This is a genomic window from Sphingobacterium sp. BS-2, from assembly GCF_046161205.1.
GTDB classification, from domain to species: domain Bacteria; phylum Bacteroidota; class Bacteroidia; order Sphingobacteriales; family Sphingobacteriaceae; genus Sphingobacterium; species Sphingobacterium mizutaii.
The window spans coordinates 49,126-65,150 of record NZ_JBIXGO010000016.1 but is presented as its reverse complement, the minus strand read 5'-3'; the positions used below and the strand labels follow the sequence as shown (position 1 = coordinate 65,150).

The following is a 16,025-nucleotide window of genomic DNA, read 5'->3' as shown; positions in this document are numbered from 1 at the left end:
GATAACAATTTGAGATGGAATAGCTGAAGCCTAAGGATTTGATTTTAGCCTTTTAACATGTAAATTGCAGGGAATTATTAGAGATCTACTTATGCGCATACTCATCATACACAATCAATACCAACATATAGGGGGCGAAGATTTTGTTATGGGTCAAGAAATGGAAGCTTTGCGCAAAAACCATGAAGTAGATCTGTATACGGTTCGGAATGTCAAAGGACTAAAAGGATACCTACAATACCTTCTCTATCCTATCAATTGGCCAGAGGTAAAAAAAATCAAGGAACGGATCCATGCCTTCAAACCTGATCTTATCCATATCCACAATATGCACTATGCTTTAGGTCCATTGTTTATCCTTCACATCAAAAAAATGAAGATTCCAATGGTCATGACCTTGCATAATTTCAGGTTGATCTGCCCCTCTGCAACTTTATTTTACGATGGAAACATCTACTTAAATTCCATCAATGAAGATTTCCCTTGGGATGCTATAAAGAAGAAAGTATTAGAAAACTCCTTCATCAAAACTTTTTGGACAGCTTTTACTTATTGGATCCACAGAAAAAGAGGAACTTTCAAGGCCATTGATCGATACATTGTCCTATCCGAATTTTCCAAATCCATATTCGCAAAATCTAAGTTCAATGTTCCTATGGATAGATTCTCCGTCAAGCCAAACTTTGTGAAGGTAGAAGAAGTAAGCAAAGTGTATCCCTCTGATTATTTTGTCTATGTAGGTCGCTTATCCGAAGAGAAAGGCATTATACCTTTACTTCACGCATGGAAAGCAACCAACCACAAGATAAAAATCTACGGAACTGGACCTCTGCAAAAGGAAGTGGAATTGATTTGTAGCCATAGTCCAAACATGCAATATATGGGCTTTCAGGACAAACAGACCCTGAGCAATCAAATTGCATCCGCCTCAGCTGTCATCGTTCCATCGGTTTGCTATGAATCCATGCCTTTGGCAGTCTTAGAAGCTTATGCGCTCGGTACTCCAGTCATTGCCAGTAGTATTGGCATATTAAATGAAATGGTTGTACCTTTGTATACAGGGTTACTATTTGACCCACATAACCATATCAATATGGTTCAAACCTTGGCAGAATGGAGTTCACTTCCCAAAGAGAAGATCCTGGAAATCAAAGAAAACTGCCGTAAAGAATATTTAGATAAATACAGCCAACCCATAGTAATGGAAGAACTTGAAAGGATCTATACGGAGGTACTGGCTGATTCAAAAAATTAAGACATGAATATAATCATTATGGATAGGTTGGGCCTTGCTCCGCAAATTCAAGAAGCCCTCGCTACAATTTACGACCCCGAACTAAAACCCGCTAACATATTGGATCTTGGATTGATCTATGAAATCATTACCAAAGAAAATAAAAAAGCGAAAATCGTCATGACATTGACGGCACCTGCATGCCCAGTCGCTGGACAGATCATGGATGAAGTCCAAGAAAAAGTTGCCGCAATTGAAGGTATCGAAGAAGCAGTCGTAGAACTTACTTTCGATCCACCTTGGACCAAAGACATGATGTCGGAAGAAGCTAAATTGGAATTAGGATTTATGTAAAAATCTAACTTTTTTCAGCAAAATACGTCTTAAGTGCTTGCATCTGTTTTAGATTAAGCACTTTTTTTAATTCTTCATCATTGGCTTCTCGCACTTTCTTAACCGATTTAAAAGTCTTCAACAACTTCTCAACCGTAACTTTCCCAATTCCCGGAATATTATCCAATTCTGAAACAAATGTTTTGCGGCTTCGCTGGTTCCTATGGAAGGTAATTCCAAATCGATGGGCCTCATCTCGCAGATGTTGGATGATCTTAAGGGTCTCCGATTTTTTATCTAAGTATAATGGGTACTGGTCTCCTGGATAATAGAGCTCTTCCAACCTTTTTGCAATCCCAATGACAGTCACCTGCTTCTCTATCCCCAACAGCTTCAAACTCTTTAGCGCAGCCCCTAATTGCCCTTTACCACCATCGATGATGATCAACTGAGGCAATGTCTGGTCTTCATCCAAAAGTCTTCTGTAGCGCCTAAAAACGGCTTCCTCCATGGTCGCAAAATCATTTGGCCCTTCAACTGTTTTCACATTGAAATGCCTATAATCCTTTTTTGAAGGTTTCGCATCCTTAAAGACTACAATAGCAGACACGGGATAGTTCCCTTGTATATTCGAGTTATCAAAACATTCGATATGTTGTGGCAACTGAGGCAAACGTAGATCTTTTTGCATTTGTTTCAAGATCCGGTCCGTCTTCACCTCTGGATTCAATTTTTCATATTGCAAAAGCCGCTCCTTCTTAAAGTAAGCCACATTCTTTTGCGATAGCTCCAGCAACTTCTTCTTATCTCCTAGTTTAGGAACATGAAACTTGATATCTTCATTACCCTCAATATCCAGTTCAAAAGGAACAATGATCTCCCGGGAATGGCTCCTGAATCGGGATCTTAACTGTGGAATGGCTATGGCCAATAATTCTTCATTGGTTTCATCCAATCGTTTCTTCAATTCCACTGTCTGCGTCTGGATTACCACTCCGTTCACCACCTTCAAGAAATTCACAAAGGCATAGTTATCCTCCGAAGCAATACTGAATACGTCAACATTCGTAATCGAAGAACTAACCACAGTGGACTTACTTTGATAATTGGAAAGCTTATCCAATTTGATCTTCAGTTTATGCGCCGCCTCAAAATCCATTTGTTGAACGGCCTCATTCATCTGCTCTTTGATCCGATTGGTTACCACAGCGATTTTCCCATTCAATATATCTTTGATATCAGAAAGATTCTCGTCGTAGCTTGCTTCAGATTGATACCCCTCACATGGACCTAAGCAATTGCCTAACTGATATTCCAAACAGACCTTAAACTTGCCTTTTGAAATATTTTCTTGGGTCAGGCTCAGATTACAGGTACGCAGTGGGAATAACTCACGGATCATATCCAAGATGATATGCATCATCCCAACAGAGGCATAGGGTCCAAAATATTTAGATCCATCTTTGATGTACTTCCTCGTCCAGAATATTCTCGGGAATGGTTCATTTTTGATCACGATCCACGGGTATGTTTTGTCATCCTTAAGCATGACATTATACCGAGGCTGATGCTTTTTAATCAGGTTATTTTCCAATAACCAAGCATCAATTTCGGTGTCAACAATGGTAAATGCAATCCTTCTGATCTTGCGGACCAGTACACGGGTCTTGCTGTTCAGCTGGTTTTCATTGACAAAATAAGACCCGACCCTATTCCGTAGGTTCTTTGCCTTTCCCACATAGATCAGCGTATCATCCTTGTCAAAATATTGGTAAACCCCAGGTTTATGGGGAATCTTGGTCAATTCTTTCTTATAGTCAAATTCCATCGTAGCAAAAAAAACAGACCTTTATTTCTGAAGAATAAAGGTCTGGTCTAATTTATTAAAGAAACGGTTAAAATCCTAACCTATCGTCTTCCATTATTTGTGAATCGCTCTTCGAAGGATCATTTCCATAGAATTGCGAGAAGTTTGAACAGTTCATCTCGAACCTGGTGATCCCATTTGGAGGCTGCGGGAAATCTTCTTGCGAATAATTCAGGTCTTTATCCTTATACACCTTGTTCATATACAGCCCAAACACCGGCATCGCCGCAGCGGCACCCTGTCCATATTGCATACTACTGAAACTGATTCCACGATCTTCCGCTCCGGTCCAGACTCCTGTAACCAGCTCTGGAGTAATACCGATAAACCAAGCATCAGAGTTATCGTTTGTTGTACCTGTTTTACCACCGATTGGGTTTTTCAATCCTCCAAAGTTAGGGTCCCATCTCAAACGAGAACCTGTACCACCGTCCACAACACCTTTCAACATATCCACCATGGCATAAGCTGTCTCACTGTTCAAGGCTTTCAATACTTTAGGAGCCTTTTCATAGATTGGCGAACCATTCTTATCTTCAATTCTCAAGATCATCGTTGGTTCCACCCATGTCCCTTGGTTAACAAAAGCAGAATATGCTCCAACCATATCAAACAAAGAGGCATCATAAGATCCTAATGCAATGGATAAGTTACTCGGAATATTCGAATTTACACCCATACGCTTAGTCAGATCCGCCACATTGGCTGCTCCAACTTCACTGATCAAATAGGCAGATGCAAAGTTCTGAGAATATTTTATGGCATTTTTCAAAGTAATAGGATCACCTCCTTGGGTAGTTCCCCTTGGCGTCCAATCACCATAAGTACGCATATGGTTCGGAACTGAAACACATGGTCCATAACCATTATCAATAGCATAGGCATATACAAATGGTTTCGCCGTCGAACCCACCTGACGTGTACCTAATTTAACCTGATCATATTTGAAATGTTCAAAATCAACCCCACCTACCCATGCACGAATATAACCTGTTTGAGGTTCCATCGATACCATGGCATTACGCAAGAACAACTTGGTATATTTGATTGAGTCCATCGGAGACATTACCGTATCAACGGCACCCTTCCAAGTGAACAGGTTCATAGGAACTTTCTTCTCAAAATCTTTCTTGATCTGATCTTCTGATAATCCTTCTGCTTTCAAGACTCTGTAACGGTCTGAACGTTTCATACCCGTTACCAATAGATTAGCATTCTTACCAGTAAAGGCATTTCTTCTTCTCCATTGCTTGTCAAATTCATTCTGCAAACGACGCATCCACTCTTTTTGAGCTTCTTCGGCATATTGCTGCATCTTATAGTTGATCGGCGTATAGATCTTCAATCCATCACGGTCTAGGTCATATGGAGTTCCATCAGGTTTGGTAATTGCCAAACGTTGGAATTCTTTCTTGATTTCTTCTTTTAATACCGCACGGAAATAAGGTGCCAATCCTTCACCATAATTCGAAATAGTCAATTTCAAGCCCAAAGGTTGTGCTTTATATTTATCAAATTCCTCGTTGGTGATAAAATTCTGGTCCCGCATGTTCTGAAGGACTAAATTTCTTCTGGCAATAGCTCTTTCTGGGTAACGGACTGGTGAATAATAACCAGGTCCCTTTAACATCCCTACCAATAACGCAGACTGATCGGGTGTTAATTTTTCTGGGGTGGAATTAAAGAATGTTCTTGCCGCTGATTTAATACCAAAGGTATTGTACGCACCGAAATCTACGGTATTGAAATACATCATGACAATTTCTTCCTTGGTATAATTACGCTCCAAACGAACGGATGTAATCCATTCTTGGAATTTCTGCATAATACGTTTCAAGGAATTCTTTTCCCTCTTTTCAGCGAAAAGATTTAGGGCCAACTGCTGCGTAATGGTACTACCACCTTGTTTGTTTCCAGCCAAGGTCAATAATACGGTCGACATGGTACGTGAATAGTCAATCCCAGAGTGTTCATAAAAACGCTTGTCTTCTGTGGAGATCAAGGCATGAACCAATGATGGAGCCAACTCGGTATATTTTACGTTGGAACGGTTATGGACAAAATAGGTCCCTAAGACCCTATTGTCATCGGTCAAAATTTCTGAAGCTAAATTACTTTTTGGATTTTCTAGATCCTTGAAGGTAGGCAACTTACCAAAAATACCAATTCTAACACTCAGGAGGAATAAACATGCAAAAGCTACCAAACCCAACAATACCTTCCAAAAGACCCCCGTATATCGCTTTACATCCTCTTCTGTAAGTTTACTACTTTTTGATTCTCTCTTCATTTGATAATTTAATGAAACAACGAACTTATCCTTACTACTTTAAGTCCATTTCCCTATAAACAGTAAGTGTGCCAAATCTCATTTGGCAACAACAAAAATACCATATTTTTCCCGATGTAAATAAAACTTAACTCTTATAGTTCTAAAAAATGTGGCTTAAGCGTCAAAATTCTTTATTTAATCCATTTTATGGGCAGAAAAAAAACAGTATATTGGAATAGCTTATGCCGAAAATAAAATCTCAAGCCGGGTTACTTTTTATATTTATAACTGTTGTTTTAGACTCCATCGGTTTAGGTATTATCATTCCTGTAATGCCCGCCCTGATCAAGGAATTGATCCACGGCGACCTTAGCCAAGCTTCCTCTTATGGGGGTTGGTTGACCTTCTGCTACGCTTTTACCCAGTTCTTTTTCGCTGCCATTCTTGGTAATTTAAGCGACCACTATGGCCGAAGACCTGTACTGCTCTGTTCCTTATTCGGATTTACCATTAATTACCTCCTGATAGGCTTTGCCCCTTCTATTTTTTGGCTCTTTGTCGGCAGGTTGGTCGCAGGGATTACGGGTGCAAGCCATACAGTAGCCGCAGCCTATATTGCCGATGTCTCTACCAAAGAAAACAAAGCTCAAAACTTCGGCTTGCTCGGTGCTGCATTTGGCCTTGGCTTTATCATCGGACCAGTCATCGGCGGTATCCTAGGCCATTACGGACCTCGATACCCTTTCTTTGCTGCTGCCGGTCTTACTTTTCTCAATTTCCTTTACGGATATTTTGTGGTTCCTGAATCCTTACCAAAAGAACACCGTAGGAATTTCAGATGGATCAATGCAAATCCGGTTGGAAGCTTTAGGCATATCAAGAAGTACCCTGTGATCATGCCTTTGGTCATCTGTATTTTCTTGATCAATATTGCAGCACATGCGGTGCAAAGTACCTGGTCTTACTTTACCATGGAAAAGTTCCAATGGAACGAAAGGATGGTGGGCTACTCCCTCGGAATCATTGGTGTGCTTCTCACCATAGTACAGGCTGGACTGATCCGGGTCATTATCCCTAAGATCGGCATTCCGAAGAGTATTATTTTTGGACTATTGCTAAATTGTATAGCCTTGCTAGGTTTTGGATTTGCTGGTGGCACCTTAGCCCTTTTTATTTCCAGTATTTTTTACGTATTCGCCGGAATCGCAGGACCAGCCATGCAGAGTTCGATCTCCAACCATACCCCAGCCAACGAACAAGGGCAGATACAAGGCGGTTTGGCCAGTATTATCAGTCTAACGGCCATTATCGGACCTTTACTCATGACATCCCTGTTCTCTTATTTCACGAAAAAAAATGGCCCGATATACCTACCGAGCGCACCTTTTTATCTTGGAAGTCTTTTAGCTTTGACAGCAGCAATTATTGCCATCAATTACTTTAGACGATTTAATCAATAATTTGTTTTCTCCAACAAACAAACCGCATAGGCAACCACCCCTTCTTCTCTACCGATAAAACCCATCTGTTCATTTGTCGTCGCTTTAATGGAAACATCCTCAACAGAAATTCCGGCAGCCTCCGCAATATTCGCTTTCATTTGTGGAATATAAGGTTTGATCTTTGGCGCCTCCAAACATAGCATCCCATCAATATTGCCCAACTCAAATCCCTTATCCTTAATCAACTTGATGCAATATCTCAACAGGTCCAAGCTATTGGCCCCTTTCCAGCGATCATCTGTATTGGGAAAATGATATCCGATATCTTCCAGATTCGCAGCCCCCAAGATCGCATCACAGATCGCATGCGCCAAAACATCCGCATCTGAATGCCCAAAAGCACCAGCGTGGTGATCCAAGGTAACACCACCAACAACAAAAGGATGTCCCGCCTTCATCTGATGGACATCAAAGCCAAAACCTACTTTAATTTTCATAAAACGAAGATAAGGAATATTATTTGAACCAGGATTCCCTTCGACGGTTAGCGAAGCCGAAGGGAATCCTGGTTCACCCAAAAAACCAAAAAAGGGCAGAGAAATGATCTCTGCCCTTTTTTGGTCTCTTTTATCCTCAGCTTAGGCTGAAACTTCTTCGTTTACGAACTCATCATACAGTTCAGAGAAGGCTTCATAGTCCTCATCTGAAGATGGTTCGAAGGTACGGATGTTATTTTCTTGGATGTAAGAAAGAATTTCCGGATTGATATCTGCATCGGCTTTTACGACAACGTCTGTAAAGGATAGAGCACCTTTATAGATGTCAACATAACTACCAGATCCATAATCCTTCAATTTGCTGGCGTCAATGTCTGATTGTGCAGCCATTTCCGCATACTTGCTTCCTAAAGAATCGTTTCCGAATTCTTCATTGTACAAGGAGAAGAACACTTTGGAATCTTTGAATGTAGGATCATCCTGATAAACTGTTTTCAAGTAAGCAGGAACCATCGCAGTAAACCATCCATGACAGTGAACCACATCTGGCGACCATCCTAGTTTCTTAACGGTTTCCAAAGCGCCTTTACAGAAGAATAATGAACGCTCATTATTGTCTGCAAAGCCTTTACCATGCTCATCACGAAAAACTTTTTTCCGCTGAAAGTACTCTTCATTGTCCAAGAAGTACACCTGCATCCTTGCCGCCGGCAATGATGCTACCTTAATAATTAGCGGATTATCATTATTGTCCACCACTATGTTCATTCCCGACAACCTTATCACTTCATGAAGACGATTTCTGCGCTCATTAATATTACCAAAACGCGGCATCAGAATTCGGATTTCGAACCCTTTTTCTTGCATAGCATGTGGTAACTGGCGTGTTATTTCAGAAATTTTACTTAGTTCAAGGAAAGGCGACATTTCATGGGTTATAAACAAGATTTTCGTTTTTGCCATCTCCAACTGTTTTTTATATTATTGAATAGTAAAATCGGTCTACAAAGATACAATTAATTTATCAATTTTACAATTGATTAAAAATCATCATTTTATAATTTAAACTTTATTCCCCATTTTTGCACCTTATTTCTAATTTTTGACCGTGAAAATTTTTCGCACTAAACAGGAACTCCAACATGAACTTGCTGGAATCCGCCAACAAAATCAAGTCATCACCTTGGTACCGACCATGGGTGCGCTGCATGAAGGTCACCTCTCCTTGATCAACTATGCTAAACCACTGACCGACATTACGGTATGTAGCATTTTTGTCAATCCAACTCAATTTAATGACCCTAAGGACCTGGAGAAATATCCTCGCCCTATTGAAAATGATATCGCCCTATTGGAGTCGGTAGGCTGTGATATTCTCTTTATGCCGACCGTTGAGGAGATGTATCCAGAAAATGACCCTGAATGGCATATCGACCTAGGAAATCTGGACCAGATCTGGGAAGGCGAACACCGCCCAGGACACTTCCAAGGTGTTACACAAATCGTTTTTAAGCTTTTTGATCTGGTAAAACCGAACCAAGCTTGCTTTGGCCAAAAAGACTTCCAACAGGTGATGGTCATACAACGCATGATTGACATCAAAAAACTGGACATCAAACTCCTGATCTGCCCAATCATTAGAAGTGATGAAGGGCTGGCATTGAGCTCCAGGAACGCACGTCTTTCTGAAGAAGGAAAAGAAAATGCCTTGACTTTAATTACGGCGCTTCGCTTTATCAAGGACAATTTGGAGCAGAAGTCCGTCACTGAGCTGTTGGATGGAGCGAAAGAAATCCTTGCTTCCAATCCTGCTGTGGAATTGGAATACCTTAGTATTTGTGAAACGAGCACATTGGCCCCTGTCGACAATATCGAAGCAGACAAAGACTACGTAGCACTCATCGCTGCATGGGTGGAGAAGGTACGTTTGATCGATAACATATTACTTTCCCGTTAGAATAATTTTTAAGCCATTTTATATTAAAAGAGTAACTTTGCATCATGATGATAGAAGTAATGAAATCAAAAATTCATAGAGCTCGCGTTACGCAAGCTGAATTGAATTATGTGGGAAGCATAACCATTGATCAAGACCTGATGGATGCTGCGGATATTATTGCCAATGAAAAAGTACAGATCGTCAACAATAATAATGGAGCTAGGCTGGAGACCTATGTCATTCCAGGTGAACGTGGTACTGGAACCATCTGTTTGAATGGAGCCGCTGCCCGTCTGGTACAAGTTGGCGACATCGTAATCATTATTTCTTACGCATTAATGGAACGTGAGGAAGCAAGAAACCACAAACCATTGCTTGTGTTCCCAGATGAGCACAATAAAATCGTTTAAACACTAATTTTAGCAGATAAATTGTTAATTTTAGCAATCATTTGACCCGTGCATGCATAGACTAACCTCATACCGCCAATTTGTTGCCCACTTCCTTCTTGTTTGGATGTGCGGCATCATTATCTCCGGTGTAGTCTTCATGCACAAAGAGGTCACCTCAACCGGTGAGATCGTCACGCACATCCACCCCTATAACCTTGGCGAAAAGAACCACCATCATCACCACTCTGATGCTGAAATCCGATTCTTAGATATCGTTTACCAAGGTTCTTACCTCCACTGGTCCCCATTTGTTTTTGAAGTACCGATCTTACCAGAGTTCAATGTCTATGAATTCGGGTTTAAGACCTTTAATATTATTTTCCAAATCCACGATATCCGTGCTGGACGTGGGCCCCCTTCCATTTTAGCTTAATCAATATTTTTCTTTTTGAACCTATTGGCTCCAAACCCAAACGCTTTGGGATTATTGCGCTTAACAGGTTCGCGATTAATTAATTTATGTAGTGGCGTGAATGATGCCCTACCCTATTTGGGTTCCTATACTTTATAGGTATCCAAATATAATTGTACAGCTAAAATTATTTATGAAATTATTTCTACTCAGGAATTTCCTGATCATTATATGCCTTGGCCTAGGCAAACAAGCGGTTTATGCCCAAATTTCAGGTCGCGTAATTAATGACAAACAACAAGCTATCCCTAATGCAACCATTCTTTTGGATGGAACCAAAGTGGGAACTTCAACTGATAGCCTAGGATATTTTGAACTGGATACCAAAGGCCAAAGCAGCAAAAGCCTTTCCGTAAGAGCGGTAGGCTACCAAAATGCTAAAAAACAGTTCAATGCCAACGAATCAGGATTGAACATCGTCCTGCATGAAGACAACCTAAATTTGAACGAAGTGGTGGTCAGTGCTTCCCGTTATGGCATGGAAAGAAAGAAAGCTCCAGTAATCGTGAATGTATTGAGCCCAAAATTATTTACCGCAACACAGTCCGTTGCCATGTCGGAAACCTTGAATTACCAACCAGGGGTTCGCGTGGAAAATAATTGCCAAAACTGTGGCTTTACCCAAGTTCGCTTAAATGGAATGGAAGGGGCATATTCGCAGATTCTGATTAACTCTCGTTCTGTTTTCTCTGCTCTAAACAGTGTTTATGGTCTGGATCAGATTCCTACCTCCATGATAGACCGCATCGAGGTGGTTCGCTCTGGGGGGTCTGCCCTATTTGGTGCGAATGCCATTGCCGGAACCATCAATATCATTACCAAAGATCCTGTAGAAAATGATTGGCAGATCAAATCGACCAACTCCTTCATCGATGGCCAAGCTTGGGACAATACCATTGATTTCAATACTTCTTATGTGGACAATGACCTAAAAGCTGGAGCTACATTTTACGGAATGCACCGTAATCGTCAAGCCTATGATGCGAATGGCGATGGTTTTTCCGAAATGACAAAATTGAAGAACATCACCTTTGGAACCAAGGCTTTCTATAAGCCATCTGAATTCAATAAGATTACTTTAGACCTAAGTGCCTTAAATGAGTTCCGAAGAGGTGGAGACAACTTGGACAAGGCTCCGCATTTTACAGATGTAACAGAACAGTTAAGGACCAATACCTTTATCGGCGGATTGACTTACGACCAATACTCAAAAGATTACAAGCATAAACTTTCTCTATATGGTTCTGGACTGATTACCGATAGAGAAAGCTTTTATGGAGGTCTGGGCGGTGGTAGAACCGCTCAGGATAGCATCCTTGCATCTAATGCTTATGGTGATACCGATGATTTCGCCATGGTGGTAGGTGCGCAATATACCTATACCTTCGAACGCGATGTCATTACGGCTGGGGTGGAATATAACAACAACAGAACCAAGGACAATATCCCTGGATACGATCGTTTGATCGACCAAAAGACACATGGCGTGGGTTCTTATGCGCAATACGAGTGGAATATCTTGGAGAACCTAAAAACATTGATTGGTGCGCGCTATGATTATACCTATGTAGATGGCAGCTATAAATTGGCAGGTTACAATAGGAACTCCGCCCAAAACTTTGGTACATTCAGCCCAAGGTTCACCTTGTTATATGATATCACCGACTATCTGCAATTCAGAGGTGGATTTGCCCGCGGATTCCGTGCACCACAAGCTTTCAACGAAGATATGCACGTCACTTCCATCGGTGGGCAACAAGTATTCGTATTGATCGGTGAAAACTTAAAAACTGAATACTCCAATGCCTATACCGGTTCATTTAACTTTACCAAAAACTTTGGTTCAGTACAGACCAGTTTATTATTGGAAGGATTCTATACAGACCTTCAGAATCCATTTACCAATATCATGACTTCTCAAGATGAAAACTTGATCATCCAAGAAATGCGAAATGGGACTGGTGCGAAGGTATATGGATCAAATGTGGAATTAAACATTGCCCCTTCTTCAAAATACAGTTTCCAGATGGGTGGAACTGTGCAACGTTCTGAATATACCGATGAACAACTATTATATGAAGGAAAGACAGCTGCAGAGAATGTCAGCAGCAAAAAGTTTGTTCGTACGCCAAATGTTTACGGATACTTTAATGCAAACTGGAAACCATTGGAGCCTTTTAATATCGACATTACTGGGGTTTACACCGGTAGTATGATCGTGCCACATGTTTTGGAAGGAGAAGAGATGATCTTGAAAAACTCTCCAAATTTTGTGGAAGCAAACTTCCGCTTGGGCTATACTTTTTCATTAAAGAAAGACTTCAGCATCGAGCTTTTCGGCGGGATGCAGAACGTTTTCAATGCCTTTCAGAAAGATTTTGATAAAGGCGCTTTGCGTGACTCCAACTATATCTATGGACCATCAAGGCCAAGGACCATAACCTTCGGCATCAAAGTTGGACATTTTCACTAATGAAGTTGTTACAAAACATACTCATCAGCATCTTATTGATGACAGGTTCGCTCCAAGCTCAAGAGCAGAACGAACCTGCCATCAATTGGCTTTCCTTTGAGCAATTATCCGACTCCTTGGAAACACAGCCAAAGCCCGTTCTGATCTTTTTCCATACCGATTGGTGTTCGTATTGCAAAAAGATGCTAGGCGAAACCTTTCAAGACCAAAAAGTGATCGAAAAGCTCAATTCTGAATATTATGCCGTAGAGTTTGATGCAGAATCCGTAGACACTGTCAGTTTTGACGGAGTGAGCTATGTCAGCGAATTAAAGTCCAAAAGGACCGGAAAATATCACCCCTTGGCAAGTATATTAATGGGCAGCAAAAACAGGGCTGTTTTCCCTACTACCATGATCTTAGACACCGATTTTTCCGTGAAATTCAAAAAATTTAATTACTTAAGTATTAAGCAACTATTAAATATTTTATAAATTTATGCCCGCAACTGTAGCGTATAAAAAAATACATACGTTATAAGAAGCATTATTAATGATACTAAAAACGAATATGAAAAACTTAAAATTATTCTTAGTTGCTCTTTTGGCTGTGGTAAGTGTTTCATCTTGTATGAAGACTGAAACTAATGATTTTGATTATGAAGCTAATCAAAGAAGAATCGATTCAACTTTGAAAGCTCAAGCTCCACGTATTGAAGCTTATGCAAAAGAACATTTTGGTCCGAACGTAGATTCAGCTTACGGCATTTGGTACGAAGTATTACCTTCTACAGTTGATAGTACATTCGAATATGTTTCTGCAGGAAACGGATGGGTGCCAGTTACGGCTAACCTAAAATATAAAGGTCAATTAATGGATGGAAAAGTTTTTGAAGAAAAAACAACTCCAACCCAAATTACCATCAACAGATTAATCACTTCATGGATGGTGATGTTCTACCCTAAAGCTACAACAGGTTATTCTGGTATTTTACCTCATGGATTATTAAAAGGAAATAAAGTGAGATTTATCGCTCCTTCTCCTTTGTGTTATGATAATCAAGCACAAGAAAATATCCCTGCGGATTCACCGCTTATCTTCACCATTGAAGTAACGGATATCAGAAACGCAAACTAAGCGCAAAAAATCAAATAATATTTACAAAAAGGCAATCGTAAGGTTGCCTTTTTCTGTTGGTTTTCATCCCAAAATACCTAAAGAAAAATTCGGGTTTCATTCGAGACTCATTCGAGACACATTCGGGAAATGCCTTGGATTGCTCCGTCATTTACAGCAACAAAAATTCCTTATTCTTCGATTCATATTGCAAGTTTTCCGAATATGTCTCGAATAAGGTCAAAAGAATAGTCTGACTTAAAAAATTAGCCTAAAAATTTCCAGTATTTATTACTTAATAGCGGATAGGCTTTAGGCGATAATTAATTAAATTACTATTTTTACAATAAAAGTCCACACATGAAGATTGCTTTATCACAGCTCAACTACCATATAGGAAATTTCGAAAAGAACAACCAAAAAATTATCGATAGCATCCAAAAAGCTAAGGGTGAAGGTGCTGAACTGATCGTATTTGCAGAATTGGCTATTGGAGGCTATCCTGCGAAGGATCTTTTGCGCAACTCTGCTTTTTTACAGCATTGCTATCAAAGCATCGAGCGCATCGCTGAACATTGCCAGGATATTGCCTGTATAATTGGTGCTCCTGTTCCCAATCAAGATGGAGAAGGAAAATCCCTTTACAATGCCGCTGTATTGATTGAACAAGGACAAGTTAAGCAAATTACCAAAAAGAGTCTGCTTCCCGATTACGATGTTTTTGATGAATACCGTTATTTCGAACCTAATGCACAAGTAAGCTGTATCAATTTTAAGGACAAGACAATTGCCTTGACCATCTGTGAAGACCTATGGGATGACGATGGCCCTAATTCTTATGTAGGCGATATTATGTTGGAGTTGGCAAAAGAAAATCCTGATTTGATCATTAATATTGCAGCTTCGCCATTCTCATACACGCATTTTGAAAGCCGAAAAAATGTGCTGCAGCGCAATGTGATCAAAGCGAGCGCTCCTCTAATCTATGTCAATCAAATTGGGGCACAAACAGACATCATATTTGATGGTCGCTCACTTGCATTGAACAAAAAGGCGGAAGTGATCCTAGAATTAAAGGCTTTTGAAGAGGATTTACAGTTTGTGGAACTAATCAACAATGATTTAAAGTCCTCGGTGGAACATAGCCCACTGAAAACAACAGAAATCTCATTGATCCATGATGCCTTGATCTTGGGACTAAGAGATTATTTTCAAAAATCAGGCTTTAAATCAGCGGTTCTTGGCCTTTCAGGAGGTCTGGATTCAGCATTGGTTGCCGCATTGGCATGTGAAGCCCTAGGTCCTGAAAATGTGCTTTCTATCTTGATGCCTTCAGTATATTCGACGGACCACTCCTTGAAAGATGCTTTGGATTTGGTGGAGAATACCGGATGTCAACATCAAATAATTCCAATTAAAGACATTGCATCTGCTTTTGAATCGACTCTGGAAGAAACCTTCGCCGGACGTGATAAGGATACCACCGAAGAAAACATTCAAGCTAGAACAAGGGGAACCTTACTAATGGCAATCTCCAATAAATTTGGCAACATCTTACTGAACACTTCTAACAAAAGTGAGGCTGCAGTTGGTTACGGCACCTTATATGGAGACATGGCAGGTTCAATCAGTGTCATTGGCGATGTTTATAAGACACAGGCTTATGAGTTGGCAAAATACATCAATCGCGATCGCGAAATTATTCCGATCAATACGATCGTCAAACCACCATCGGCCGAATTAAGACCGGATCAAAAAGATTCGGATTCTCTACCTGATTATGATCTCTTGGACGCGGTCCTTTTCCAACTGATCGAAATGGAAAAATCCAAAGAGGATGTCATCAATTTGGGATTCGATGAAACCTTGGTCAACAGGATCTATAAATTGCTTTGCAATGCGGAATTCAAAAGATTCCAAGCCCCTCCTATTCTGCGCGTTAGCCCTAAAGCATTTGGTCCGGGAAGGTCCATGCCTTTAGTTGCAAAATATTCGTTTGGAGGTTAAAC

The 16,025-nt window shown here is 40.4% G+C and carries 14 protein-coding genes; 10 read left to right on the top strand and 4 right to left on the bottom strand.

What is annotated here, in order from left to right; all coding sequences use genetic code 11:
* Positions 1-91: 91 nt before the first annotated feature.
* Together ACK2WI_RS07255 and ACK2WI_RS07250 are read left to right on the top strand one after the other, a co-directional pair.
* Positions 92-1,255: a glycosyltransferase family 4 protein gene (locus tag ACK2WI_RS07255; protein WP_409150218.1), complete on the top strand. Its 1,164-nt coding sequence runs from the start codon at positions 92-94 to the stop codon at positions 1,253-1,255.
* 18 nt (positions 1,256-1,273) lie between these two features.
* Complete coding sequence (locus ACK2WI_RS07250) at positions 1,274-1,588, top strand: iron-sulfur cluster assembly protein (protein ID WP_373865680.1); 315 nt, start codon at positions 1,274-1,276, stop codon at positions 1,586-1,588.
* 4 nt (positions 1,589-1,592) lie between these two features.
* On the opposite strand, the gene uvrC is transcribed toward ACK2WI_RS07250, so the two are convergent.
* Together uvrC and ACK2WI_RS07240 are read right to left on the bottom strand one after the other, a co-directional pair.
* Complete coding sequence (gene uvrC / locus ACK2WI_RS07245) at positions 1,593-3,395, bottom strand: excinuclease ABC subunit UvrC (RefSeq protein WP_409150217.1); 1,803 nt, start codon at positions 3,393-3,395, stop codon at positions 1,593-1,595.
* A gap of 67 nt (positions 3,396-3,462) precedes the next feature.
* Entirely contained in the window at positions 3,463-5,724 is a 2,262-nt protein-coding gene (locus tag ACK2WI_RS07240; RefSeq protein ID WP_093098619.1) for a penicillin-binding protein 1A, read from the bottom strand.
* A gap of 224 nt (positions 5,725-5,948) precedes the next feature.
* Here ACK2WI_RS07240 and ACK2WI_RS07235 point away from each other — a divergent pair, with 224 nt between their 5' ends.
* On the top strand, positions 5,949-7,166 hold the full coding sequence (locus ACK2WI_RS07235) for a TCR/Tet family MFS transporter (RefSeq protein ID WP_093098618.1): 1,218 nt from the start codon (positions 5,949-5,951) through the stop codon (positions 7,164-7,166).
* Here the strand turns inward: ACK2WI_RS07235 and ispF are convergent.
* On the bottom strand, positions 7,160-7,645 hold the full coding sequence (gene ispF, locus ACK2WI_RS07230; protein ID WP_409150216.1) for a 2-C-methyl-D-erythritol 2,4-cyclodiphosphate synthase: 486 nt from the start codon (positions 7,643-7,645) through the stop codon (positions 7,160-7,162). The genes ACK2WI_RS07235 and ispF overlap by 7 nt on opposite strands.
* Positions 7,646-7,786: 141 nt before the next feature.
* Positions 7,787-8,608 carry a glycogen/starch synthase gene (locus tag ACK2WI_RS07225; protein WP_093098612.1) on the bottom strand — a complete coding sequence of 274 codons (822 nt, stop codon included), beginning with the start codon at positions 8,606-8,608 and terminating at the stop codon, positions 7,787-7,789.
* A gap of 145 nt (positions 8,609-8,753) precedes the next feature.
* On the opposite strand from ACK2WI_RS07225, the gene panC reads away from it, so the two are divergent.
* From panC to ACK2WI_RS07190, 7 genes are all read left to right on the top strand, one after another.
* Positions 8,754-9,602: a pantoate--beta-alanine ligase gene (gene panC / locus ACK2WI_RS07220; protein ID WP_409150215.1), complete on the top strand. Its 849-nt coding sequence runs from the start codon at positions 8,754-8,756 to the stop codon at positions 9,600-9,602.
* A gap of 44 nt (positions 9,603-9,646) precedes the next feature.
* Complete coding sequence (gene panD / locus ACK2WI_RS07215) at positions 9,647-9,994, top strand: aspartate 1-decarboxylase (protein ID WP_094255370.1); 348 nt, start codon at positions 9,647-9,649, stop codon at positions 9,992-9,994.
* A 52-nt stretch (positions 9,995-10,046) separates the two neighbouring features.
* On the top strand, positions 10,047-10,409 hold the full coding sequence (locus ACK2WI_RS07210; RefSeq protein WP_312696318.1) for a hypothetical protein: 363 nt from the start codon (positions 10,047-10,049) through the stop codon (positions 10,407-10,409).
* A 172-nt stretch (positions 10,410-10,581) separates the two neighbouring features.
* Positions 10,582-12,921: a TonB-dependent receptor gene (locus ACK2WI_RS07205; RefSeq protein WP_409150214.1), complete on the top strand. Its 2,340-nt coding sequence runs from the start codon at positions 10,582-10,584 to the stop codon at positions 12,919-12,921.
* Positions 12,921-13,394 (top strand): thioredoxin family protein, encoded by a 474-nt coding sequence (locus tag ACK2WI_RS07200; protein WP_312696317.1) that lies wholly within the window; start codon positions 12,921-12,923, stop codon positions 13,392-13,394. The genes ACK2WI_RS07205 and ACK2WI_RS07200 overlap by 1 nt, the downstream gene beginning before the upstream one ends.
* 76 nt (positions 13,395-13,470) lie before the next feature.
* Entirely contained in the window at positions 13,471-14,037 is a 567-nt protein-coding gene (locus ACK2WI_RS07195) for an FKBP-type peptidyl-prolyl cis-trans isomerase (protein ID WP_169918976.1), read from the top strand.
* Between the two features lie 339 nt (positions 14,038-14,376).
* Entirely contained in the window at positions 14,377-16,023 is a 1,647-nt protein-coding gene (locus ACK2WI_RS07190) for an NAD+ synthase (RefSeq protein ID WP_409150213.1), read from the top strand.
* Positions 16,024-16,025: the final 2 nt, after the last annotated feature.

What these genes read in the sequence shown, in the direction of transcription:
- ACK2WI_RS07235 (WP_093098618.1), top strand. Translation starts at nt 5,949, where the DNA reads ATGCCGAAAATAAAATCTCAAGCCGGGTTACTTTTTATATTTATAACT.
- ACK2WI_RS07190 (WP_409150213.1), top strand. Translation starts at nt 14,377, where the DNA reads ATGAAGATTGCTTTATCACAGCTCAACTACCATATAGGAAATTTCGAA.
- ACK2WI_RS07200 (WP_312696317.1), top strand. Translation starts at nt 12,921, where the DNA reads ATGAAGTTGTTACAAAACATACTCATCAGCATCTTATTGATGACAGGT.
- ACK2WI_RS07195 (WP_169918976.1), top strand. Translation starts at nt 13,471, where the DNA reads ATGAAAAACTTAAAATTATTCTTAGTTGCTCTTTTGGCTGTGGTAAGT.
- ACK2WI_RS07255 (WP_409150218.1), top strand. Translation starts at nt 92, where the DNA reads ATGCGCATACTCATCATACACAATCAATACCAACATATAGGGGGCGAA.
- ACK2WI_RS07240 (WP_093098619.1), bottom strand. Translation starts at nt 5,724, where the DNA reads ATGAAGAGAGAATCAAAAAGTAGTAAACTTACAGAAGAGGATGTAAAG.
- ACK2WI_RS07205 (WP_409150214.1), top strand. Translation starts at nt 10,582, where the DNA reads ATGAAATTATTTCTACTCAGGAATTTCCTGATCATTATATGCCTTGGC.
- ACK2WI_RS07250 (WP_373865680.1), top strand. Translation starts at nt 1,274, where the DNA reads ATGGATAGGTTGGGCCTTGCTCCGCAAATTCAAGAAGCCCTCGCTACA.
- uvrC (WP_409150217.1), bottom strand. Translation starts at nt 3,395, where the DNA reads ATGGAATTTGACTATAAGAAAGAATTGACCAAGATTCCCCATAAACCT.
- ACK2WI_RS07225 (WP_093098612.1), bottom strand. Translation starts at nt 8,608, where the DNA reads ATGGCAAAAACGAAAATCTTGTTTATAACCCATGAAATGTCGCCTTTC.
- panD (WP_094255370.1), top strand. Translation starts at nt 9,647, where the DNA reads ATGATGATAGAAGTAATGAAATCAAAAATTCATAGAGCTCGCGTTACG.
- ispF (WP_409150216.1), bottom strand. Translation starts at nt 7,645, where the DNA reads ATGAAAATTAAAGTAGGTTTTGGCTTTGATGTCCATCAGATGAAGGCG.
- ACK2WI_RS07210 (WP_312696318.1), top strand. Translation starts at nt 10,047, where the DNA reads ATGCATAGACTAACCTCATACCGCCAATTTGTTGCCCACTTCCTTCTT.